The 23922-nt window shown below is 73.5% G+C and carries 18 protein-coding genes; 2 read left to right on the top strand and 16 right to left on the bottom strand.

All coding sequences use genetic code 11. The features are described from left to right. Nucleotides 1-91: 91 nt before the first annotated feature. From AB0389_RS27645 to AB0389_RS27660, 4 genes are all read right to left on the bottom strand, one after another. Nucleotides 92-1450, bottom strand: a complete 1359-nt coding sequence (locus tag AB0389_RS27645; protein WP_366398213.1) for a GNAT family N-acetyltransferase — start codon at nt 1448-1450, stop codon at nt 92-94. Between the two features lie 97 nt (nt 1451-1547). After that, nucleotides 1548-4238 carry a DUF6493 family protein gene (locus AB0389_RS27650; protein WP_366398214.1) on the bottom strand — a complete coding sequence of 897 codons (2691 nt, stop codon included), beginning with the start codon at nt 4236-4238 and terminating at the stop codon, nt 1548-1550. After that, nucleotides 4235-5626 (bottom strand): SWIM zinc finger family protein, encoded by a 1392-nt coding sequence (locus tag AB0389_RS27655; RefSeq protein WP_366398215.1) that lies wholly within the window; start codon nt 5624-5626, stop codon nt 4235-4237. Before AB0389_RS27655 ends, AB0389_RS27650 begins: the two co-directional genes overlap by 4 nt. Before the next feature lie 78 nt (nt 5627-5704). Further along, nucleotides 5705-7318, bottom strand: a complete 1614-nt coding sequence (locus AB0389_RS27660; RefSeq protein WP_366398216.1) for an alkaline phosphatase D family protein — start codon at nt 7316-7318, stop codon at nt 5705-5707. Between the two features lie 190 nt (nt 7319-7508). Here AB0389_RS27660 and sigJ point away from each other — a divergent pair, with 190 nt between their 5' ends. Continuing rightward, nucleotides 7509-8405, top strand: coding sequence for an RNA polymerase sigma factor SigJ (gene sigJ, locus AB0389_RS27665; RefSeq protein ID WP_366398217.1), 897 nt, complete (start codon nt 7509-7511; stop codon nt 8403-8405). Nucleotides 8406-8524: 119 nt separating this feature from the next. Continuing rightward, a complete protein-coding gene (locus AB0389_RS27670) occupies nt 8525-9289 on the top strand; it encodes a GntR family transcriptional regulator (protein ID WP_366398218.1) in 765 nt (254 codons plus the stop codon). A gap of 110 nt (nt 9290-9399) precedes the next feature. On the opposite strand, the gene AB0389_RS27675 is transcribed toward AB0389_RS27670, so the two are convergent. The 12 genes from AB0389_RS27675 to AB0389_RS27730 form a co-directional block, all read right to left on the bottom strand. After that, on the bottom strand, nt 9400-10557 hold the full coding sequence (locus AB0389_RS27675) for an ROK family protein (protein WP_366398219.1): 1158 nt from the start codon (nt 10555-10557) through the stop codon (nt 9400-9402). A 213-nt stretch (nt 10558-10770) separates the two neighbouring features. Further along, nucleotides 10771-12159 carry an MFS transporter gene (locus AB0389_RS27680; protein ID WP_366398220.1) on the bottom strand — a complete coding sequence of 463 codons (1389 nt, stop codon included), beginning with the start codon at nt 12157-12159 and terminating at the stop codon, nt 10771-10773. A 125-nt stretch (nt 12160-12284) separates the two neighbouring features. Then, nucleotides 12285-13331: an NAD(P)-dependent alcohol dehydrogenase gene (locus AB0389_RS27685; RefSeq protein WP_366398221.1), complete on the bottom strand. Its 1047-nt coding sequence runs from the start codon at nt 13329-13331 to the stop codon at nt 12285-12287. A 51-nt stretch (nt 13332-13382) separates the two neighbouring features. Further along, the gene (locus AB0389_RS27690) at nt 13383-14939 is read right to left on the bottom strand and encodes a mannitol dehydrogenase family protein (protein WP_366398222.1); all 1557 of its coding nucleotides are present in this window, start codon (nt 14937-14939) and stop codon (nt 13383-13385) included. A 5-nt stretch (nt 14940-14944) separates the two neighbouring features. Next, nucleotides 14945-16207, bottom strand: a complete 1263-nt coding sequence (gene manD / locus AB0389_RS27695; RefSeq protein ID WP_366398223.1) for a D-mannonate dehydratase ManD — start codon at nt 16205-16207, stop codon at nt 14945-14947. Continuing rightward, on the bottom strand, nt 16204-17232 hold the full coding sequence (locus AB0389_RS27700) for a 2-hydroxyacid dehydrogenase (RefSeq protein WP_366398224.1): 1029 nt from the start codon (nt 17230-17232) through the stop codon (nt 16204-16206). The genes manD and AB0389_RS27700 overlap by 4 nt, the downstream gene beginning before the upstream one ends. Beyond that, entirely contained in the window at nt 17229-18287 is a 1059-nt protein-coding gene (locus AB0389_RS27705; protein WP_366398225.1) for a LacI family DNA-binding transcriptional regulator, read from the bottom strand. The genes AB0389_RS27700 and AB0389_RS27705 overlap by 4 nt, the downstream gene beginning before the upstream one ends. Nucleotides 18288-18419: 132 nt before the next feature. Continuing rightward, nucleotides 18420-18959: a G/U mismatch-specific DNA glycosylase gene (gene mug, locus AB0389_RS27710; protein ID WP_366398226.1), complete on the bottom strand. Its 540-nt coding sequence runs from the start codon at nt 18957-18959 to the stop codon at nt 18420-18422. 56 nt (nt 18960-19015) lie between these two features. Continuing rightward, nucleotides 19016-20449 (bottom strand): adenylosuccinate lyase, encoded by a 1434-nt coding sequence (purB, locus tag AB0389_RS27715; protein ID WP_366398227.1) that lies wholly within the window; start codon nt 20447-20449, stop codon nt 19016-19018. A gap of 69 nt (nt 20450-20518) precedes the next feature. Further along, nucleotides 20519-21328: an SGNH/GDSL hydrolase family protein gene (locus AB0389_RS27720; protein WP_366398228.1), complete on the bottom strand. Its 810-nt coding sequence runs from the start codon at nt 21326-21328 to the stop codon at nt 20519-20521. A 50-nt stretch (nt 21329-21378) separates the two neighbouring features. Beyond that, complete coding sequence (locus AB0389_RS27725) at nt 21379-22392, bottom strand: hemolysin family protein (protein WP_366398290.1); 1014 nt, start codon at nt 22390-22392, stop codon at nt 21379-21381. Beyond that, entirely contained in the window at nt 22392-23873 is a 1482-nt protein-coding gene (locus tag AB0389_RS27730; protein WP_366398229.1) for a hemolysin family protein, read from the bottom strand. Before AB0389_RS27730 ends, AB0389_RS27725 begins: the two co-directional genes overlap by 1 nt. Nucleotides 23874-23922: the final 49 nt, after the last annotated feature.

The following is a 23922-nucleotide window of genomic DNA, read 5'->3' on the forward strand; positions in this document are numbered from 1 at the left end:
GCGGCCAGGACCGCCTCGATCCCCTTCGGACTCCCCATGCCATGGCAACGAGCCTCGGAGCCGAAAGCGACGGCTTGTTTCCCGGCAGGCCCTAAGGGAGGGACCTTGCCGCCACTGTTTCCAGCCGGGCCGTGATGACGAGCGTGCCCTCGTCGATCTGGTAGTCCAGCGGCAGACCGAGGTCGCGCATGGTGGCGACCATGCCTGTGTTGGACGCCTGCGTGACGGCGTACACGCTGCCGCAGCGGGCCTCGACCGCGAGTGCCACCAGCCGGCCGAGCAGTTCGGAGCCGATGCCGCGGCGCTGCCAGGCGTCCTCGACGATCAGCGCGACCTCGGTCTCGTCGCCGTCCCAGAGCAGATGGCCGAGGGCGACGAGCTTGCCGGAGGCCGTCTGGACCGCGAGGGTGCGTCCGAAGCGGGGGCTCAGCAGGTGGTCGAGGTAGCGGTCGGCGTCGGCGGCCGGGCCGTGGTAGCGCAGGCCGAGGGTGCGGTCGGAGCAGCGGCCGTGCATGGCGAGGGCGGCTTCGAGGTCGTCGCTGTCGGCGCGCCGGACGGTGATCTCCTCGCCCTCGGGGAGGGTCAGTACGTCCTGGCTGCGCGGGATGCGCGGGCCGAGCCGCGCGTCCAGCTCGACCAGCGCGCGGGCGCGGGCGAACTCGGTGGGGGTGAAGGGGAGGTAGGGGCGCTCGACGGTGATGCTGCCGCCGTTGGGGTCGCGCAGCCGCATCTCGGTGTCGTCCAGCACGCCGTCGACGGGCGCGTCGGCGGGGTGGTCGCCGGCCGGTCCTGCGGGCTGGGAGTGGATGGTGCAACGTCCGAGCAACTGGCGTAGTGCCAGCGGGAGTTCGGCGGCGTCCAGGGCGGTGCGGGTGGCGAGGCCCAGTACCCGGGTCGGGGTGTCCACCAGGTCGTGGGCGTCGGCGCGCTCGATCCAGGTGTCGCTGCCGCCGGCGTCCGCGACCACGCGGGTCAGGTCCTTTGCCTGGAGGGCGGCGGGGGCGCGCAGCAGGAACTCGTCGACCGTGCCGTCGGCCAGCGGATGGGTCTGGAGGGTCAGGATGTCCACCCGGTGGGCGGCGAAGGCGGTGCAGAGCGCGGCGAGGCTGCCGGGCTCGTCCCGGACGGTGGTCCGCATCCGCCAGAGGGTTGTCTCCCCGGGGGCGGAACCGTCCCGCACCAGGGGTACGGGCGCGGGCCCGGCGGGCCCGGCCCCCGAGGCCGGTGGTGCGTGGCCGTGGCGGCGGGCCCACCAGGTGTGGAACATGGCCGTGGCGATGAGCGCCACGGCCGACGCGACCAGCAGGAACGTACCGTCGGGTCCGTGCGCGATCATGTTCGCCAGGGCGTCGGCGACAGCCACCGCGGTGAACAGGGCTGCCAGCTCGACCACGTCCCGCCGCCAGTGGTGCGGACGGCGGGCGCTCTTCGCGGGAGTCACATGAGTCATGACCTCACTCTGACGGAATGGTGTTGCGTGATCACGAACGGTTTGTGACTGATGGGTTAAGGATGGAAATGTTCCATTTTGAGCCATCTTCGATCTTTTATGGCGCGGAATGATCGCTTCCATGGCGCACTGTGGCCAGCAGCCGAACGGCCTGGGTCGCCGCCCGTGAGCTGCCGCCGTTCTCCGCCAGTTCCGGCAGGCCGGGTATCTCCGCCGTCGCACGGCACCGCTCCGCGCAGTCGGCGGCCACGGACAGTATCTCGCCGAGCCCGGCGCGCGCCGCACCCGGCCCGGCCGCCGCCCCGGCCAGCAGCGCCGGGAGGGCCGCGCCCAGCACGGACCAGACCGTGGCGTACGCGCCGGTCGCGGCGGCCGTACGGGCCGCGTCCGCCAGCCGGTTGGGCTTGACGTCCCCCTCCGCCACCCGCGTGGCCAGCTCCTCGCCCAGTGCCCGCCCGTCCAGATCGCCCTGTGTCGCCAGCACCAGCAGCGCGTCCACGGCCGCCAGCCGGTCCTGCGGATGCCGGGAGCCGAGACCGTATGCCACCGCCCGGTGCAGTGACGTGCCCGCCGGGCCGCCGCTCTCCGCTATCAGCGGCAGCCACCAGGCCCCGCCCCGCCGGTCGTCCCGCGCGCACCCCGCCACCTCGGGCAGGAGCCAGCCGGCGAGGGCGTCCCGGTCCCCGGGCAGCACCGCCGTCCAGTTCACGTTCCGGTCTCCCTGCCAGTGGTAGCAGCCGGCACCGGGCCCCTGGGTGGGGTGGCCCAGCAGGCGGAAGGCCGGGGGGAATTCACGGGCCGCCGCCAGTCGCGCCCGGCGCGCGGCGAACCGGCGCCCGGGCTCCGCGAGCGACCCCAGCCACCGGCGGTCCGGCTCCGGGAACTCCGCCCCGTCGCGCGGCGCCCCCTCCCCGGTCGGGGTGAGTCCGGGCAGGGCCGTTCTCTCGCCGGTGAGCCAGGCGGCCAGCCGGTCTCCCTCGGGGGTGCCGAGCGCCGCCGCCGCGCGCGCCGCCTCCGGAGGCCCGTCGTGCCGTACCCGCAGGAGGGCCTGCGCGAAGTCGGCCGGGGCCGGGTCCGCGCCCAGCCGGCGGTACTCGGCCAGCCGCTCGACCAGGACATCCGGGTCGAGCGCACCCGTCTCCCAGGTCGGCGTGGCGAGCAGGAACGGCAGCGGGCGCGTACGCACCAGATACGCGACTTCCCGGAGCCGCGCGTCGAGCACCCCGTCCAGCACGGTGTGCGTGCAGGACTGACGGACCGCCGCAGGCTTCCCCGCGTCCCGCAGCGACGTGACGGAGATCCGCTCGCAGAGGGAGGCGGCCACCACCTCGACCCCGTAGGTGTTCCGGGCGAAGTCGCCGTCCACGTCGTGCTCCGGGACGGCCTCCAGCCACCAGCAGCCGTCCAGCGCCACCCGCAGGGCGTCGGCCAGCGCCGCCCGGTCCCGGTACGCGTGGCGCACCAGCCCGTCCAGCGCCCGTTCGAACGACGCCGGGCCCCCACGGGCGCCGATCAGCGCCGCCACCTCCGCGACCAGCTCGGCGACGTCCGCCGGAGCCGGCTCCGCCCGCACCGGGAGCGGCACGGGCGGCAGGGTCTCCTCGTACGGAACGGCATCGGCCGTCATCGCCTCCGCACCGAAGATCCCGGCGGCCCGCGTCCGGTGCACCACGGCCAGCAGACCGGCGGACGCGGCGAGGTCCGACCGTATCTCCTCGTCCACGGCCGGCAGATGACGGGCCACCAGCTTCAGCGCCCGCTCCTGGAGGGCGGTGTCCTCGTGCCCGAAGGTCTCGGCGATCACGGGCAGCAGCTCGCCGACCGCGCCCGGGTCCGCGCGCAGGACCTTGCCGAGCAGGATGAGCTGGGCCCTGACCAGCTTCTTCTCCGGCCGGAACAGCAGAGCGCCCGACACGTCCGCGAGACTCCTGGCGGGCAGCCCGCCGCCGAGCGCGAGCCGGGAGACGACCGCCTGCGCGTGCCCGGCCACCGTCGAGATCCCGTCCGCGGCCATGCCCGTCCAGTCCGGCAGCCGCTCCCGCTCCTCGTCCGGCGTCAGCTCCAGCCGGACCAGCAGATTCAGGAAGAACACCGCGTCCCCCGGGGCGCCCCCGCGCAGCAGCCGCGCGACGGCGCCGTCCACCAGCACCCGGCGCTCCAGCACGCCTTCCTCGGCGAGGACGGTGAGCGCCGTCGGCCAGTGGTGCGGATCGGTGGTGTCCGACTGCCAGCCGAGCGAAGACGGTGTCTCCGCCGTCTCGAACAGCCGCGGCACCATGGCCGTCACCCCGGGATCGGCCCGGAGCGCGGGCAGCAGCAGGCCGTGCGTCGGCGTCGCCGCCACCCAGCCGTATACATAGGCGTCCTCGGCCGGCGCCGGGCAGCCCGACAGCCCGACCAGCCCCGAGATCAGCCGGTAGTCCAGCTCCGCGGTGGCCGCACGGCGCGCGAGCCGGTGGGCCAGATCGCCGAGCCACCGCGGATCCCGGTCACCCAGGACGTCGAGGAGCCGCGGATGGGACACCGGGAAGTTCTCCCGCAGTTCGCGGGCGCCGATCCAGTCGGCCGTGGCCGCCGCCCCAGTGAGACAGCCGGCCCCCGCCACCACCAGCGCCTGGCTCACCCGGTTCCGCTCCCGCCACCGCTTCCACGACCAGTCGCGCAGCTCCGCGCGGAACGCCTTCAGCTCGGCCAGCTCCGCCTTCCGCTCGGCGGCCGTCAGCGGCTTGACGATGCCGGGGATGTCCTCGGTACGCGCCGCCCGTACGGCATTCAGCAGTTCACTCATCGCGCACCTCCGGCCGCGGCGGTACGCGGGGCCACCGCGGTCCCGCGGCGCGCCATCCGGACGGCCAGCGCGTGCTTGCACGGGCCGCGCCGCCCCCGGTAGTCCGCCCACCACTGGCAGGTACAGCTCAGCACCCCGGCCGACTCCCGTACCTGGTAAAGCCGTTCACCCGAGGCCACCGAGGCCAGGTCCCCGTCGAGCGTCACCGCCCCCGCCGAGACCAGGGCGCGCGCCGCGACCAGCCGCGGATTGTGCCGCTCCGCGAGGTCTCCGCCGTACGGCAGCTCCCGGTGGAAGTACGCCGCGTCCGCGATGTCGTACCCCACCCGGCCGGCCGTCCCCAGCCGGGTCAGCGCCGCCCGCACCCGCGCCACCGGCAGCCCCGCCCGTTCCGCCAGCTCGCCCGGGTCGACCCGCGGCTCCCACGCCAGCAGTACGGAGACCAGCTCGGCGTCCGCCGCGGCCTCCTCCGTGGCCAGCGCCTCCAGCACGCCGCCCTCGCCGGAGAACCCGCGCGCCGCGTCCGGCGACAGCGTGAGCGTCAGCCGCATCCCCGGCAGCACCACCTCCCAGGCGCTCGCCACCGCCGCGCCCTCGGCCACCGGCCCGTACACCCGCAGCGCCGTGGCGTCCCGCAGCACCCGGCCGAGCGCCGCCAGCCGCTCGGGGCCCGGCAGACAGACCGCCCCCGGCACCGGCCGCGTGGTCGGCCGCAGGGTCCGCCCCGCCGGTACGACCCAGGTCGCCCCGCGCGAGGCGACGGCCGCGCCGCGCGGCAGCGTCCGCAGAAAACGCACCGCCTCGGCGGCGGTCAGCTCGGCCCGCAGATCGAAACCGGCCGAGACGACCTGCGCCTCGGCGAAGCCCCGCAGCCAGCGGTCGGGCAGCGGAACCTTCTTCTCCACCACGGAGCCGTCCAGCGTCGTCACCGCCAACTCGTCCGGGCCCACCCGCAGATGGAGCGGATCGTCACCGGTCAGCCGGGAAAGGGCCTCGCGCAGCGGGTTGTTCACATCCACATTGGTCGTGCCGTGCCCCGTCTCCGCGCCGCCGAGCCCGCCGCGCAGAATGTCCAGCCGCGCGTACACCCCGCAGCAGGCGGAGAACGACTCGAAGCGCAGCCGGTCCCCGTTCCCCGTCACCACCGGGTCGAGCGACGATCCGAGCTGCGGCCGGTAGTACCGCGCGCCCGCCACATCGGCCACCGCCAGCAGCCCCCTGGCGGCGGTCCGCGGCGAGTCGAGGAACCCCGAGAAGAACCGGGGGCTCGCCTCGGCACCCCGAGGGGTGCGCCCACCGGATGTCTCCAGTCCGAGCAGCCGTCCGCCCTGGATGCTCTCCAGGGCGGACGGACGTGAATAGGCCAGCGCCTGTACGGATCGCGTCATGGGAAAGACGGTAGGGCCCACCACTGACAATGACCCCGAACGCGGCGCTGACCTGCGGCTATTGACTCATCGGCGGTTCTACTGACCGACCCTGCCCGGCTGGAGCACCTTCGTGAACAGCACTGTGCCGCCCTGCTCGCGCAGCCGGACCGTCAGCTCACCACTGCCGCCGTCGATCGCCACCTCGCCGTAGAGCGGCGGCGCCTCCAGCGGGGAGACGTTCTGCCGGGTGGGCGCCTTCACGAAGACCCGGTCGGGACCGAACGTGGCGTCCAGCGCGCTGGCCGGGAACTGCCCCGCCGCCAGCGGGCCCGTGACGAACTCCCAGAACGGTTCGAAGTCCTTGAACGCCGCCCGCTCGGGCGAGTAGTGCTGCGCCGAGGTGTGGTGGACGTCCGCCGTCAGCCACAGCGTGCCGGTGATCCGCCGGTGCTTGATGTACCGCAGCAGCTCCGCGATCTGGAGCTCCCGGCCCAGCGGCGCGCCCGGGTCGCCCTGCGCGACGGCCTCGATGTCCGTCGCGCCGTCCGGCACGACCAGCCCCAGCGGCATGTCGGCGGCGATCACCTTCCACACGGCGCGCGACTTCGCCAGCTCCCGCTTCAGCCAGACGAGCTGCTCCGCGCCCAGGATGCCGGTGGTGTCGTCGCTCTGCCGGCCCGGCGAGTTGGCGTTGCGGTACGTCCGCATGTCGAGGACGAACACATCGAGCAGCGGTCCGTGGCTGATCACCCGGTGGACGCGCTGGTCGGCCCCGCGCGCGTGCAGCGTCGAAACGGGGTAGTACTCGCGGAACGCCTGGCTCGCGTGCCGGGCGAGCACGTCGATCCGCTTCTCCGTGTACCGGGCGTCGTCCAGGATCTGGCCCGGGTACCAGTTGTTGCGCACCTCGTGGTCGTCCCACTGGGTGATCGAGGGAACCTCGGCGTTGAAGCGCCGTACGTTCGCGTCGAGCAGGTTGTAGCGGAAGTTGCCCCGGTACTCGGCCAGGGTCTCCGCGACCTTCGCCTTCTCGTCGGTGGTGATGTTGCGCCACACCCGCCCGTCGGGCAGCGTCACGCTCGACGCGATCGGCCCGTCCGCGTAGATGTTGTCGCCGCTGGAGAGGAAGAAGTCCGGGTTCAGCCGGCGCATCTCGTCGTACACGCGGTAGCCGCCGATGTCCGGGTTGATGCCCCAGCCCTGTCCCGCGATGTCGCCCGACCAGACGAACCGCACGTCCTGGCGGCGTTTGCCGGGCGCGGTACGGAACGTGCCGTACACCGGTTCACCGGTACGGCGCGGGTCGTCCGGGTCGGCCAGCGTCACCCGGTAGTGCACCTGCTCACCGGCCGGCAGACCGTGCAGCGGCACCGTCCCCGTGAAGTCCGTGCCGGCGCCGAGCAGCGGTCCCCGCCAGGGGCGGGAGCTGCGGAACGAGGAGGTCGCGGACGTCTCGACGATCATCCGGGCGGGCCGGTCCGACCGTACCCACACCAGCCCGGACGAGGAGGTGACATCACCCGCCTGCACACCCCAGGCGGCCCGCGGCCGGCCGGAGAGCGCCTGCGCGGGCGCGGCGGCGGCCAGCGCGCCACCGGGCAGCGCCAGCGCCGCCGAGGCGGCGACGGAGCCGCGCAGCACGCTGCGGCGTCCCGGGGCGCCGGGGATGTCGGCGGACGGAACGGTGGGGTTCCTGCGGTCGTGCGGCATGGAGGTGCCTCCTGGGCGGGGTCGGAACGCCGGGGTGTCCCCCCATGCCTAACGCCCGGCGACAACGATCACGCGAACCCCATGTGAACAGCCCCCGGTCAGCTGTCCTTTCCGGCCGTCCCGCGGCCCCGCCGGGTGAGCGGCGCGGGCTGCGCTGGACAGCGGGGGCGCCGTCGGCTGGGATGGCGGGGTGACGACCGACACCGTGGACAGCGACGTGTTCGAAGCGCACCGGGCCGTGCTGACCGCGGTGGCCTACCGGATGCTCGGCGGTGTCGCCGACGCCGAGGACGTCGTGCAGGAGGCGTGGCTGCGCTGGAGCGCCCACGACACGTCGGAGGTCCGCGAGCCGCGCGCGTATCTCGTACGGATCACCACCCGGCTGGCCATCGACCGGCTGCGCCTGGCGCGCACCCACCGCGAGGCGTACGTCGGCCCCTGGCTGCCCGAGCCGGTCGTCACCGACTACGGGCCCGTCGCGCCCGACACCGCCGAACGCGCGGTCCTCGCCGACTCGGTGTCCCTCGCCGTCCTGGTCGTCCTGGAGTCCCTCTCGCCGCTGGAGCGCGCGGTCTTCGTGCTGCGGGAGGCGTTCGGCTTCCCGTACGCGGAGATCGCCGCCGTCCTCGACCGGACGGAGCCGGCCGTACGGCAGCTCGCGGGCCGGGCCCGCCGCCATGTCGAGGAGCGCAGGCCGCGGTACGACGTCGACCCGGCCGAGCGCCGCGGGGTGACCGAGCGGTTCCTCGCGGCGGCGGCCGGCGGCGATCTCGACGGGCTGCTCGCCCTGCTCGCGCCGGACGTGCGGCTGATCGGCGACAGCGGCGGCAAGGCCAAGGCGCCCCTGCGGATCCTGGAGGGGGCCGACAAGGTGGGCCGGTTCTTCGCCGCCGTCGGGGCCGACGCGGCGCGCTACTCGGTCCGCCTCATGGAGTTCAACGGGGCCCCCGCGGCCCTGGTCCTCGGCGCGGACGGACCGGATCTCGTGCTCCAGCTGGAGATCGCGGACGGCCGGGTGCGGTGCGTGTACCTCGTGCGCAACCCGGACAAGCTCGGCGGAACGGATCCCGAGCGGCCGGTCCTGTAGCCCCTTATTGGTCTTGACCAACACCGTGGGTCGTCCTATGGTCACTTTTTAGTGCAGGAACCTTTAATAAACAAGGGCACGGAAAACCCGCCGGCGAACGGCGATTGCGGAGGATCAGGGTGGGGACCACGCGACTGGAGACGGTGCCGGAACCCAAGTACTGGCATCTGAGGAACGTGCTCGCCGAGGCCCTCGACACCGAGTTCGCGGTGGGGGAGATCCTGCCCAACGAGCGCGAACTGGCCGCCCGCTTCGGAGTCGCCCGCGCCACGCTGCGCCAGGCGCTCGAACAGCTGGAGCTGGAAGGCAGGCTCCAGCGCCGCCGCGGCGTCGGTACGACCGTCGCGCCGCCCCGGGTGGGCGTGGACGTCTCCACGCCCCGGCACGAGTGGCCCGGCGACGACCAGGACGCCTCCTGGAACCCCCGCGACTGCGTCCTCGCCCCCGCGCCCGCCGCCGTGCTCCGGCTGCTGGAGACGGCCCCCGCCGAGGTGCACACCGTCCGCCGCGTCCGGGTCACCAGCGGCCAGACCGTCGCCACCGAGCTGATCTACGTACCGGCCGCCTCGGTGCCCGAGCTGTCGGCCATCGACGCGCCCTCGGGCTCCGCCCGCGCCCGGAGCGTCCTGCGCGAACTCCAGCGGCTCGGGCTCGACGGCCAGGACCGCGCGGTCGAGCTGGGCTCGGCGCGCGCGGACGACGCCAAGGAGCTGGACCGCCTTCCCGGCGCCCCGGTCCTGGTGGTCACCACGCGCTATGTGGCGGCGGGCCGTGTCGCCGCCGTCTCGGTGGCGACGTACCGCGCGGACACCTGCCGGCTCACCTTCGGGGACTCCGGCGACCTGGAGATCAGCGACCGGCCGGAGGAGCGCCGAGCCTCCTGACGGACCGGACCGGACCGGACCGGACCGGACCGGATCGGACCGGACCGGACCGGTCGGACCGGACCGGTCCCCGTACGGCCCGCCCCGCCCCTCCGCCCCCGGCCCGTCGCTCAGCGGCGGGCCGGCACCGTACCCTCCACCGCGAAGAGCCGCTCCTCGACATGGTCGAGGGCCAGCCGCAGCGCGCCGGTCGCCACCGCCGCCTCGCCCAGCAGGGAGAGCGTCACGCGCGGCGGACGCAGACAGAAGCGCGACAGCTCGCGGCGGAGCGGATCGAGAACGCCGTCCAGCCCGGCCGCCCAGCCGCCGATCACCACCAGCTCCGGATCCAGCGCCAGCACCAGCGCCGCCACATCGTGCAGCAGCCGCCGCGTGAAGCGCTCCACGGCCTCCTCGGCGCGTACGTCGCCGCCCTTGGCACGGGCGAAGACCGCGGCCACCGCCTGCTCGTCGAGCGGATGCAGCGGTTCGTCCGTCGTCGACAGCAGCTTCTCCGGGGTCGCCCCGCGGCCCAGCAGATGCAGCGCCCCGATCTCGCCCGCCGCGCCGCCGAAGCCGCGGTGCAGCCGGCCGCCGATCAGGGCACCCGCGCCGGGACTGAGCCCCGCCAGGACGAAGACCACGTCGTCGGAGTCGACGGCCGCGCCCTGCCACTGCTCGGCCACCGCCGCCGCGTTGGCGTCGTTCTCGACCAGTACGGGACAGCTGAACGAACGCCGCAGCCGCTCGCCGAGCGCGAGCCCGGTCCACTGCGGCAGCGCCGTGCCGAGCCGTACGGTCCCGTCGGCCTCCACGATGCCGGGGCTGCCGACGCCGACGGCCCACAGGGAGCCGTGCGCCACCCCGGCGTCGCGCAGGACGTCCGCGACGAGGAGCGCGACGCGCTCCAGACGGGTGTCCGCGTCGGCGGTCCGCGCGACCTCGTGCGAGCCGCTGCCGACGATCCGGCCGTCCAGACCGGAGACCCGCGCGGCCACCCGGTGCGAGCCGATCTCGATGCCCAGCAGATGCCCGGCCTCGGCCAGGAATCTGAACCGCCGCGCGGGGCGGCCCTGTTTACGGGTCTCGCCTTCCTCCGGCGCGGATTCGGCGACGAGCCCTGTTTCGATGAGCCCCTCCACGACCCCCTCGACGGTGGGCCGGGAGAGCCCGGTGAGGTGGGTGAGATCCGTGAGTGTGAGCGATCCCGAGTCGCGCAGGGCGCGCAGTACCACCGCGGAGTTGATCCGCCGCAGCAGGGACGGGTCTCCGCCGGTCAGCCGGCTCACGGTGTCCTCCCAGCTCGCACGCTCGTGAGGCGGATGGTACTCGGTGCCCGACTGCGCTGCGAGGTCTCCTGCGGCCTTCCCGCGAGCGGCCCCCAGCTGACTGAGGGTCAGATGAGGGCCGTTCGGCGGCGGCGGCCCGGAGGACGCCCCGGAGGCTGCCCGTATGGGGCCGGCGGGCGCCCGGGGGCCGCCCGAACTCCGGCCCGCCCGGGGTCAGTCGCCGACCTTCTCCAACTTCCCGCCGGGCAGGGCCTGTTCCTGCCGGGCGCGGGCCGCGCCGGGATCGGTGGCGTCGGTCGTCAGGGACAGATCCCGGTCGAGCGTCTCCGGCGCCATCCGGGTGGCGATCAGACTGATCGTCGTGATCAGCATCATGTAGACGGCAACCGGAATCCACGACCCGGAGAACGCGGTGACCAGCGCGGTGCAGATCAGCGGGGCGACCCCGCCACCGATCACGGAGGAGAACTCCCGGCCCAGCGTGACCCCCGCGTACCGGTAGCGGCTGCCGAAGAGCTCGGGGAAGAAGCTCATCTGGACGCCGACCGCACCCTGGCAGGCCAGGATGAAGCCGATGACGATCGCCACGGTGATCGCGACCTTGGAACCGGAGTTGAGCGCGACGAAGGTCGGCACGGGCAGCAGCACCAGCGCGCTGAGAATCGTCGTGTAGACGGGCCTGCGCCCGAAACGGTCGGAGAGCGTTCCGAACGCGATCGCCGCTATACCGCCGCAGATGGCGCCCAGCAGCAGCACCTCGGGCACGAACTTCTTGTCCACGCCGACCGTCGTCACCAGATAGGAGGCCATGAAGACCTGGTAGGTGTACGACTGGGTGCTGATACCCCAGTTCATGAAGAGCACCAGGAGCATCGGCTTCCTGCCCTTCGTCAGCACGTCCTTCACCGGCGACGAGGGCCGCTCCTGCTTCTCCTTCATCTCCTGGAAGACCGGGCTCTCGTGGAGCTTGCGCCGGATGACCATCGCGGCGACGGTCACGACCAGGCTGCTGCCGAAGACGAGCCGCCAGCCCCAGGTCATCAGCGCGTCGTCGGAGAGCCGTTGCGCGAGGATCCAGGCCACGGCACCGAGCGCGGTGCCCAGCGCCGCGCCCGTCATGACCAGGGACGACAGTCTGCCCCTGCGCCCTGTCGCCGCTGTCTCGGTGAGCAGGGAGGCGGCTCCCGACTGCTCGGCGCCGGCGCCGAAGCCCTGGCCCATGCGGCAGATCAGCAGCAGGATCGGGGCGAGCAGCCCCACCTGCCCGTAGGTCGGCAGCAGACCGATGGCCAGCGTGGAGCCGCCCATCAGCAGCAGTGTCGCGACCAGCACCCACTTACGGCCGAGACGGTCCCCGTACCGGGAGAAGAAGAGCCCGCCGAGCGGCCGTGCGGCGAACCCCACCGCGTAGGTGCTGAAACTGGCGAGGATGCCGACCGACGCCGACACATTGGGGAAGAACAGCTCGCTGAAGATCAGCGCGGACGCGGTTCCGTAGATCACGAAGTCGTACTGTTCGAGCGCGGTGCCGATCAGACCGGCCCACGCGGCGCGCTTGACGGCGCGCGGGTCGGGGACTGTGGCCGGGGTGGTGTTGACCATGATCCATGCCTCCTTGAACGGATCGTTTTTCCGGAGCGGAGCGGATGGTGCGTGTTCACGCGGGTGGTGCTGTGGGGTGTGTGGGTCCTTGAGGGGACGGGAGGTACGGGGGACGACCGGATCCGTCAGGCGGGCCGGTCACCGGGGCGGTCGCCGGGCCGTACGACGACCTTGAGGTGCGTCGGATCCTTCACCGGCGCCCGCAGCGCGTCGGCCGCCTCGTCGAGTGCGAACCGTCCGGTGAGCACACTCCCGAGATCCACCCGGCCGTCGGCCGCCAGCGCGATGGCCGTCGGGAAGGCGTGGGCGTAGCGGAACGCCGTGGACAGCTCGATCTCCCAGCGCTGGAGATGCGCGAGCGGCAGCCCGTCGACCTCCGGCGCGGCCTGGCCGACGACGATCGCCCGCCCGGCGGGACGCAGCGTCCGCAGCCCCTGCCAGAGCGCGCCCGGGTGGGCGGAGCACTCCAGCAGCCGGTCGATCCCGGTCAGTTCGGGCGGGCCGTCCGCCGTGTTGAGGACATCGGTCGCGCCGAGCGCGCGCGCCCGCTCCAGCCGGGCGTCGTTGACATCGGTGACGATCACCTCGGTCGCCCCGGCGGCCCGTGCCACCTGCGCGACCAGGATGCCGATCGGTCCTGCCCCGGTGATCAGCACCCGGTCGCCGAACGCGACCTGGGCGCGCCGTACCGCCCACACCGCGACGGCCAGCGGCTCGATCAGCGCGCCCGTCTCCAGCGGGATGGTGTCGGGCAGCGGGTGTACGGCACGGCGCGTCGCGACGATGTACTCGGCGAAGGTGCCGTCGGTCGGCGGCGAGCCGAAGCAGGTGCCGGTCGGGCAGAGGTTGTAGCGGCCCGACCGGCAGGTCTCGCAGTCGCCGCAGCCCACGGCGGGTTCCACCGCGACGTGGGTGCCGGTGTCGAGCCGTACGTCGGAGCCCGTCGCGACGACGGTTCCCGACGCCTCGTGGCCGAGGACGGTCGGCTGCCGCAGGACGTTCTGACCGTTGCGGCCGGTGGCGAAGTAGTGCATGTCGGAACCGCACACCCCGACGGCGTCGACCGCGACGAGCACATCGTCGGGGCCGAGGTGCCGCAGCGGGCGGTCCTCGATACGGAGGTCGTCCGGGCCGTGCAGGACGGCGGCGCGGGTCGAATCGGGAGCGAGCACGTATCTCACGTCCTTGTGAGCGAGTGGGGCGAGGGGAGGAAGGGGATGTGGTCAGCGGACGGGCAGCGGTTCCGACTCCGCCGCCCGGGCGGCTTCGGCCGCCGCAGCCCCGGGGCCGTGCCGCACGATGACGTCGATGAACTCGGCGACCCGGGCGGCGAAAGCCGGGAACTCCGTCAGACCGGTCCCGAGCAGCCCGCTGTCCAGCACGGCCGCCACGGCGGACGCGCCGGTGGCCGCCGGGGCGCGCCGCGCGAGCGCGGCCAGCGGCTCGCGGGCCGGATCCACCATGGCGGTGGCGTGCGGTCCCGGCGAGAAGCCGGGGGGCGGTGTCACACAGCAGAGGTACGCGGCGACGGTCAGCGCCAGATGGTGCGGCATGCGCCCGGCGCGCAGATGCAGCAGCGCCGGTTCCGGCACCCGCTGGCGGAGCTTGACCGACCCGTCCGAGCCGACCTGCTGGGTGCGGTGCCCCAGCGCGGTGTTGGCCCACCGCTCGAAGAGCTGACCGACGTACGCGTCCGGATCGATGTCGGCGGGCACGGTCAGGCTCGGCAGATAGTCGCCGTACAGCACGGCGCGCGCCGCGTCCGCGATGAACGGCCGGGCGACCGACTCAGGAATGGTCGCCCGCCCGTCCAGCGCGCCCAGATACGCGATGAGCGAGTGCGTGCCGTTGAGCAGCCGGAGCTTGAGCAGTTCGTACGGTTCGACGTCGTCCGTGAAGAGCGCGCCGCCGTGCTCCCAGCGCGGACGCCCCGCGCAGAAACGATCCTCCATGACCCACATGGAGAACGGTTCCGCCGGCACCGGTACGGCGTCGCGCACCCCGAGCCCGGCGGCGACCGCGTCCCGGTAGGCGTCGGTGGTCGCGGGCACGATCCGGTCGACCATCGAGCCGGGGAACGTCACCGCGTTCTCCAGGTACGGCACCAGATCGTCCCGCTCGGCGGCGGGCAGCGCCTCCGCGAACTCCCGTACCAGGCGCCGCGTCTGCGCGCCGTTGCCCACCAGGTTGTCGCAGCTCAGCACGGTCACCGGCCGCGCGTGCGCGCGCCGTCGCCGCTGGAGCCCGCGCACGATCTGGCCGATCGTCGTACGCGGCGGCGCGTCGCCCCGGAGGTCGGCCCGTACGGCGGGTGCGTCGAGGTCCAGACCGTGGGTGCGCGGCGAGAACGTGTAGCCGTGCTCGGTCACGGTCATCGTGATGATCGCCGTGTCCGGCGCCGCGAGGGCGTCCAGCACCGCGTCCGGCCGCTCGGCCGCGACCAGCGCGCCGGTGTGCACGGCGGGCACGGTGATCCGGGTGCGCTCCGGGGAGATCTCCACCACCGCGTACCGCATCTCCTGCTCGCGCAGCGCCCGGGCCACATCGGTGGAGCGGCCGGCCACCCCGAGGATCCCCCAGGGACCGTCGGTGTGGGAGAGCGCCGCCGCCGTGTGAACGGCCTGGTGGGCGCGGTGGAAGTTGCCGAGACCCAGATGCACGATGCCGGTCTCGGCGGGCGGGCGCGCGTTGAGCGCGGCGCCGGCGGGCACGGTGGAGGGACTGAGCCGGGGCAGCGGGGCGGCCGGGGTGGTTCCGGAAGGAGCCGCAGTGGTCGACATGCCGCTCACCAGTCCGTCATCGAGCCGTCGCGCCGACGCGCGACGGGCAGGTAGGCGGGTTCGTACGGGTAGCGGGCCGCGAGCTTCTCGTCGACCTCGATCCCGATCCCGGGCAGATCGCCGGGGTGCAGATACCCGTTCTCGTACGTCCAGCCGTGCTGGAACACCTCGTGCACCAGCGGCTCGTAGCCCATGTACTCCTGGATGGCGAAGTTCGGTGTCGAGAGCCCCACGTGCAGCGACGCGCCCAGCGCCACCGGCGAGACGTCCGAAGGACCGTGCGGCCCCAGCGCGACCTGCCAGATCTCGGCGAGCGCCGCGATCCGCCGCAGATGGCTGATGCCGCCCGCGTGCGTCACACAGGTGCGTACGAAGTCGATGAGCTGCTCGGTGATCAGCGACTGGCACTCCCAGACGGTGTTGAACACCTCGCCGATCGCCAGCGGGACCGTGGTGTGCTGCCGTACGTGGCGCAGCACCTGCTGGTTCTCCGCCGGGGTGACGTCCTCCAGCCAGAACAGGCCGACGCCCTCCAACTCCTTGCCCAGACGCGCCGCCTGACCTGGCGTCAGCCGGTGGTGTACGTCGTGCAGCAGCTTCAGCTCGGGGCCCACGTGGTCACGGGCGGCGGCGAGCACCTTCGGTGCGTGCCGGAGATACGCGTCGGTGTCCCAGACCTCCTCGACCGGGGCCGCGCCGCGCCCGGCGGGCTCGTAGCCCGAGGCGCCGTTGGTCACCCCGTACACCATGTCAAGACCGGGCACCCCGCTCTGCGCGCGGACGGCGAGGAAGCCCTGTTCGCGGCGGGCGTCGATGGAGTCCAGCAGCTGGGGGACGTCCCAGCCGGTGGCGTGCGTGTAGGTGAGGATCCGGTCGCGGACGGCACCGCCGAGGAGCTGGTAGACGGGCTGCCCGGTGGTCTTGCCCTTGATGTCCCACAGCGCGATGTCCACCGCGCCGATGGAGGTCATGGTGACCGGACCGCGCCGCCAGTAGACGCCCCGGTAGAGGTACTGCCAGGTGTCCTCGATCCTGGCGGGGTCGCGGCCGATGAGCAGCGGCGCGACATGGTCCCGCAGATACGAGGCGACGGCCAGCTCGCGGCCGTTGAGGGTGGCGTCGCCCCAGCCGGTGAGGCCCTGCGCGGTGGTGATCTTGAGGGTGACGAAGTTGCGGCCGGGGCTGGTGATGATCACATCCGCCGCGACGATCGTGTCGCTCGCCCTGCCGGTGCCGTGGCCGCTGTCCGTGTCGAGGGTGCCGGTCATCGGGCCACCGCCACGACGTTGCGCGGCTCTTCGCCCGCGGCCAGCCGGCCGATGTTGGCGGCGATGTCGGCGGCCCGGCGCGCGAAGGTCTCGCGGGTGAGCCCGGAGGAGTGGGGAGTCATCAGTACGTTGTCCAGCTCTTCGAAGGGGTGGTTGCCGGGCGCGCCGCTCCGCCCGCTCGCCGGGTACCGGTACCAGACGTCGAGCGCGGCGCCGCCGATGGCGTGGTCGCGGAGCGCCCGGTAGAGGGCGTCCTCGTCGACGACCGGGCCCCGGCCCACATTGATCAGTACGGAGCCGGGCCGCATCCGGGCGAGCTCGGCCGCGCCGATCAGCCCGGTCGTCGCCTCGGTGAGCGGTGCCGACACGACGACCACATCGGAGGTCTCCAGCAGGGTGCCGAGGTCGTCCACCGTCCCCGACCACTCCAGCCGCTGGTCCGCCGCGTCGACGTCGCCGCGCCGGGTGACCGCGACGCCCCGCGCGCCGAGCGCCCGGAACAGCTCCCAGGAGCGCGCGCCGATATGGCCGAAGCCGACGAAGCCGACGGTCGCCGAGGCCAGGCTGTCCACCCACGGGGCGTCCGGGGAGTACACGGGGGAGTCCCAGAGCCCCGCGCGCAGCGCGGTGTGCTGGCGCAGAAAGCCCCGGCGCAGCAGGATCGCGGCGGAGATCGCGTACTCCGCCATCGAGTTCTCGTGGTGGAAGGTGTTGGCGACCCGGGTACCGGGGGCCAGCGCGGCGGCGTCGATCTTCTCCGTACCGGCGCCGGCCGCGTGGACCAGCCGCAGGCGCGGCGCGGCGGCGGCCATCGCGGCGGTGCACAGGCCGGAGACGAGGACGTCCGCGTCGGCGAGGGCGGCCGTGACCGCGTCCGTGTCCCGTACGTCGGGCCACCCGACGGTGGTGCCGGCGGGCAGCGCGGCCTCGAACTCGGCGCGCAGCGGGGCGAGATTGGCGTCGGCGACCACAACGCGCAGGGGTGGCGCGGAGGGGGTGCCGGGCGGCGGTGTGTCGGTGCTCATGAGACGTCCTTCATGGTTCGGTCCGCGGTGGGTCCCCACGAGGCGTGGGTGGTGGCCGGGCCGCCGCCGCCGGGAGGGGCGCTGGACCCGCGCACGATGAGCTGGGTCGGCAGCCGCAGCAGGCGCGGGGTGGAGCGCTCGCCGGACAGGACCTGCCCGAGCAGCTCGGTGCCGAGCGCGCCGGCCTTGGCCATCGGTACGGCGATGCTGGTCAGCGACGGCTGCGACACCTCGGCGAACGGGATGTCGTCCACCCCGATGACGCTGAGGTCGTCCGGGACGCGCAGTCCCAGCGCCCGCGCGCCGGCGATCACACCGAGCGCCATCAGGTCGTTGTGGGCGATCACGGCGGACGCGCCCGAGGCCATCACACCGGCCGCCGCCGCCGTACCGCCCGCGACCGTCTCGGCCTGCCAGCCGAGCAACTCCAGCTCAAGACCGGCCCGTTCGGACTCGCGGCGGATCAGCTCGACCCGGTGCCCGTTGGACCAGGAGCGCTGCATGCCCTGGACGTAGGCGATCCGCCGGTGGCCGAGCGCGGCCAGATACTCGGCGGCCTGCCGCATACCGTGCCCGGCGTCCGCGATGACACAGTCCGCGCCGGACGTCTCCCGGTTGACGAGGACGGCCGGGGTACGGCCGCAGATGTCGAGGATCTCGTCCGCCTCCAGCCGGGGCGAGCACACGATCAGACCGTCCGCCCGCTCGCGCAGATGCGTGATCACCTCGCGCTCACGGTCCGGGCTGAGATCGGTGTCCGCGAGGACGACGGTCTGCCTGCGGTGCCATCCCGCGCCCTGGGCGGCCTTCACGAACGCGCCGAACACCGGGTTGGCGATGTCCGGCACGACGACGGCCACGGTGGCGGTCCCGCCCTCGGCGACGACGGGCTCGGCCGTACGCGCCACGGGCGACTCGTAACCCAGCTCTTGCGCAACGGCAAGCACCTTGCGCAAGGTCTGTGGGCCGAGCCGGTCGGGGTCGCTGAACGCCCGGGACGCGGTGGAGAGAGCGACGTTGGCGCGTTTGGCAACGTCGGTCAGGGTGGTGGCCATGGCAGCTCCGTTACTTGTTCGACGGAGCGAGGTGGATGAACGACATGTTGCATGGTCGTCACCGTTGCGCAAACTTGTCAATGCTTGCCACAAAACTGGCAAGGTGCGGCGGGGGCGGCGGGCGGGCGGCCCTCAGTCTGCCGCCGCGGCCTCCCGGAGCCGGGCGAACTCCGCCGCCATCGTCTGCGCCGTCCAGTGCGCGTTCAGCCCGCTCGGGTTGGGCAGCGCCCAGACCCGGGTGTCCCCGATCGTCCGGTCCTGCGGACCGATGCGGGCCTTTCTGTCGTCGAAAGCCGTGCGGTACGCGGTGATCCCGACCACCGCGAGCCACCGGGGCCGCAGCCGCTCCACCTTCGCGGTCAGGATCCGGCCGCCCTCCCGGAACTCCTCGTCGCTCAGCTCGTCGGCCCGCGCCGTCGCCCGCGCGGCGACGTTGGTGATACCCAGGCCGTACGTGAGCAACTCGCCCTGCTCGGCGGGGCGCAGCTGCCGCGGGGTGAAGCCGGAGAGATGCAGCACCGGCCAGAAACGGTTGCCGGGGCGGGCGAAGTGATGGCCCGTCGCGCCGGACATCAGGCTGGGGTTGATGCCGCAGAACAGCACACGCAGACCGCCCGCGGCCACGTCGGGGATGACGCGGTCGCGGGCGGCTTCGAGGTCTTCGCGCCTCATGCGTGCCTCATGCGCGGATCATCCGGCGGAGCCGCCGGATGCGTGGGAGCGGCAGGTCACAGAATCGCGCCCGGGGTGTAGCCCGCGGCCTCCGGGTGCCGCTTGACGATCTCGTCGATCCGGCCGACGACGGCCGCGATCTGGTCGGCCGCCGCGCCCGTGAAGGAGAGCTTGTCCGCCATCAGGGCGTCAAGACCCGCGCGGTCCAGCGGGATACGGTCGTCCGCCGCCAGCCGGTCGAGCAGCTCGTTGCGCTCGGCGCCCTGCTCGCGCATCGCCAGCGCCGAGGCCACCGCGTGCTCCTTGATGACCTCGTGCGCGGCCTCGCGGCCCACCCCGGCCCGTACCGCGCCCATCAGGACCTTGGTCGTGGCGAGGAACGGCAGGTAGCGGTCCAGCTCGCGCGCCACCACCGCGGGGAACGCGCCGAACTCGTCCAGGACCGTCAGGAACGTCTCCAGCAGCCCGTCCAGCGCGAAGAACGCGTCGGGCAGCGCGACCCGGCGCACCACCGAGCACGAGACATCGCCCTCGTTCCACTGGTCGCCCGCCAGCTCGCCGGTCATCGACGCGTAGCCGCGCAGGATCACCATGAGGCCGTTGACCCGCTCGCAGGAGCGCGTGTTCATCTTGTGCGGCATCGCGGAGGACCCGACCTGGCCGGGCTTGAAACCCTCCGTGACCAGCTCGTGCCCGGCCATCAGCCGGATCGTCTTCGCGACCGACGACGGCGCCGCCGCCAGCTGCACCAGCGCGGTCACCACGTCGTAGTCGAGGGAGCGCGGATAGACCTGGCCGACCGAGGTGAACGCCCGCGCGAAGCCCAGATGGCCCGCCACGCGCTCCTCCAGCTCGGCCAGCTTCGCGGTGTCGCCGCCCAGCAGGTCGAGCATGTCCTGCGCGGTGCCCACCGGGCCCTTGATGCCGCGCAGCGGGTAGCGGCCGAGGAGGTCCTCCAGCCGTCCGTACGCCACGAGCAGCTCGTCGGCGGCCGTCGCGAACCGCTTGCCCAGGGTGGTGGCCTGCGCGGCGACGTTGTGCGACCGGCCTGCCATCACCAGCTCGCCGTACTCGCCCGCCAGCTTGCCGAGCCGCGCCAGCACCGCGACCGTACGGTCCCGGGTCAGTTCGAGCGACAGCCGGATCTGGAGCTGCTCGACGTTCTCCGTCAGGTCCCGCGAGGTCATGCCCTTGTGGACCTGCTCATGGCCGGCGAGGGCGTTGAACTCCTCGATCCGCGCCTTCACATCGTGCCGCGTGACCTTCTCGCGCTCGGCGATCGACGCCAGGTCGACCTGGTCGATCACCCGCTCGTAGTCGGCGAGCGCGGCCTCGGGCACCTCGATCCCCAGGTCCCGCTGCGCCCGCAGCACGGCGAGCCACAGCCGCCGCTCCAGCTGGACCTTCTGCTCGGGGGACCACAGCACGGCCAGCTCCGCCGAGGCGTAGCGGCCGGCAAGGACATTGGGGATACGAGGCTTGGCTGTCACGTGGGGTGATTCTACTGCCGTCCACTGGTGGTTCGCGCAGACGGTCGCCCCGGCCCGGTTCGTAGCTTCCTACGAGGCGGCTTCCCGCGAGGCGCCCGGCGCGTCGTAGGGCGCGTCGTACGGCAGCAGCTCCGGCCGCTTGGCGGGCCGGCCGTCCCCCGACGAGCGCCCGGTGACCCGCCGTACCACCCAGGGCGCCAGGTGCTGCCGGGCGAACCGCGCGTCGCCCAGCCGCCGGGCCGGCCACCGGTCGGGCACGGCCGGCGGCAGCTCCGCGCGCCAGTCCTCGGCCGCCGGCAGCCCCAGCGCCTGCCAGACGGCCTCGGCGACCCTGCGGTGCCCCTCCGGCGTCAGATGCAGCCGGTCCACGTCCCACATCCGCGGGTCGCCGAGCACCGGCGCCCCGTACAGATCGACCACCACCGCACCGTGGCGCGCCGCCAGCTCGTCCACGAGATCGAACAACTCCTCCATGCGCGGCCGGAAGCGCTTCATCACCGGACCGTTCCGCCCCGGGCTGCGCATCAGCACCAGCCGGTCGCAGGCCGGCGCGAGCCGCTCCACGGCCTCTTCGAACAGGGCGCGCACCCGCCCCATGTCGACCTTCGGGCGCAGCGTGTCGTTGAGCCCGCCCACCAGCGTGATCACGTCCGGTGACATCGCGGCGGCCGGGGGCACCTGTTCGTCGACGATCTGGCCGATGAGCTTGCCGCGCACGGCGAGATTCGCGTACCGGAAGCCGGGGGTACGGGCGGCGAGCCGCGCGGCGAGCAGATCCGCCCAGCCGCGGTACGAGCCGTCGGGAAGCAGGTCGGACATGCCCTCCGTGAAGGAGTCACCGACCGCGACAAGACTGGTGTAACTGGCGTTCATCTCCATGGCGCGGCCGATCGTACCGCCCGGTACGCGGCCGTCGCGCAGGGCGCCCCTCAGCCGTGCCGCCCCACCAGCTCGCGCAGGACGTCCTCCATCGTCACCAGCCCGCCCAGCCGCCCGTCGTCGTCCACCACCGCCGCCAGATGTGTCCGGCCGCGTCGCATCGCGGTCAGTACGTCGTCCATCGGCGTCGTGTCCCGCACCCGCGCGACCGGCCGCATCGCCGGCACCGGGAACGGCTCGTCGCGCGGCGCCGCGTCCAGGGCGTCCTTCACATGCAGATAGCCGAGGATCCGGCGGGTGGGGTCCAGCACGGGGAAGCGTGAGAACCCCGTCTCCACCGACAGCCGCTCCAGCGCCCCGGGCGTCACCCCCAGCCGTACGGACACCACCCGTTCCAGCGGCAGCACCACATCGCGCACCGGCCGGCGCCCCAGCTCCAGGGCGTCGTGCAGCCGCTCGGCGGCGCGGTCGTCCAGCAGCCCCGCGTGGCCGGCGTCCGTGACCATCCGGGCCAGCTCGTCGTCGGCGGCCGTCGCGGTGACCTCGTCCCTGGTCTCCACCCGCAGCAGCCGCAGCAGCCCGTTCGCCAGCCCGTTGATCGCGAAGATCACCGGCCGCAGCGCCCGCGCCAGCCCCACCAGCGGCGGCCCGAGCAGCAGCGCGGCGCGGACGGGATCGGCCAGCGCGACGTTCTTCGGCACCATCTCGCCGAGCAGCATGTGCAGATACGTCGCCACCGCGAGGGCGATCACGAACGACAGCGGATGCACCAGGCCCGGGGGGATACCGACCGACGTGAACACGGGCTCCAGCAGATGCGCGATGGCCGGCTCGGCGACGATGCCCAGCACCAGCGTGCACAGCGTGATGCCGAGCTGCGCCGCCGCCAGCAGCGCCGAGACATGCTCCAGCCCCCACAGCACACTGTGCGCGCGCCGGTCGCCGGCCTCCGCGCGCGGTTCGACCTGGCTGCGGCGGACCGAGATCAGGGCGAACTCGGAGCCGACGAAGAAGGCGTTGACGACGAGCGTCAGCAGCGCGGCGAAGAGCTGGAGCGCGGTGATCATCCGGCCTCCCCGGCGTCGGAGCCGGTGCGCTCGGTACGGCCGGTGCGCCCGGTACGGCCGTCGCGCCCGGTACGGCCGTGACGCCTGCCACGCCCGCCGTCCGGGCGGGAATCCGGACCGCCGCCGTCACCGTCGCTGCTGCCGCCGTCACCGTCGCCGGACGGGCCGGCATCCGGGCCCGGCGCGCGCAGCAGCAGCCGCGCCGCCCGCCGGCCCGCCGCGTCCACGACCTCCACCCGCCAGCCCGCCACCGTCAGCCGGTCGCCCTCCACGGGCAGCCGGCCCAGCTCCGTGGCGACCAGCCCGGCGAGCGTCTCGTACGGCCCCTCCGGCATCCGCAGCCCCACCGTCCACAGCTGATCGGCGCGCGCGGCGCCGTCCGCCGACCAGAGCGCCCGCCCGGCCGCGTCCTCGCCCATCGGCGCCAGATCGGAGGTCTCGTGCGGATCGTGCTCGTCCCGTACCTCCCCGACGACCTCCTCGACGATGTCCTCCAGCGTCACGACCCCCGCCGTACCGCCGTACTCGTCGATCACGACGGCCATCCTGGCCCGGCCCGACAGCCGGTCCAGCAGGGTGTCCACCGTCAGCGACGCGGGTACGAGCAGCGGCTCGCGCAGCAGCGCGGAGACCGGATACCGGGCCCGCTGGTCCGCCGGTACCGCCAGGACGTCCTTGATGTGCGCGATGCCCACGACGGAGTCCAGCGAGCCCCGGTGGACGGGGAAGCGGGAGAGCCCGGTGGCGCGGGTGGCGTTGGCGACGTCCTCGGCGGTCGCCCGCGCGTCGAGGGCCACCACCCGCACCCGGGGCGTCATCACGTTCTCGGCGGTCAGCGCGGACAGGCTCAGCGTCCGGACGAACAGCTCGGCCGTGTCCGGCTCCAGCGCGCCCTCCTTCGCGGAGTGCCGTGCCAGCGCCGCCAGTTCCTGCGGGCCGCGCGCGGAGGCCAGCTCCTCGGTGGGCTCCAGACCGAAGGAGCGCACGATGCGGTTGGCGGTGTTGTTGAGATGACGGATGAACGGCCGGAACGCCGCCGTGAAGTACCGCTGCGGGGTCGCCACCACCTTGGCGACGGCCAGCGGCGACGAGATCGCCCAGTTCTTCGGGACCAGCTCGCCCACGACCATCAGCACGACCGTCGACAGGGCCGTCCCGATCACCAGCGCCACCGACGACGCCACCGGCGGCGAGAGCCCCACCGCCTCGACCGGCCCCCGGATCAGCTTGCCGATCGACGGCTCCGCGAGCATCCCGACCACCAGATTGGTCACCGTGATCCCGAGCTGCGCGCCCGACAGCTGGAACGTCAGGCTCCGTACGGCCTTCAGCGCCCCCGCCGCGCCCCGCTCGCCGCGCTCGGCGGCCTGTTCCAGCTCGCCGCGCTCGACCGTGGTCAGCGAGAACTCCGCCGCGACGAAGACCCCGCAGGCGAGCGCCAGCCCCACCGCCACGAGCAGCAGAAGCACCTCGGTCATCGGCTCACCCCTGTCCCGTCCGTCCCATGATCGGTCAGCGGACGGCGGA

The organism is Streptomyces sp. NPDC093109 (assembly GCF_040701725.1).
Taxonomy (GTDB): Bacteria; Actinomycetota; Actinomycetes; order Streptomycetales; family Streptomycetaceae; genus Streptomyces.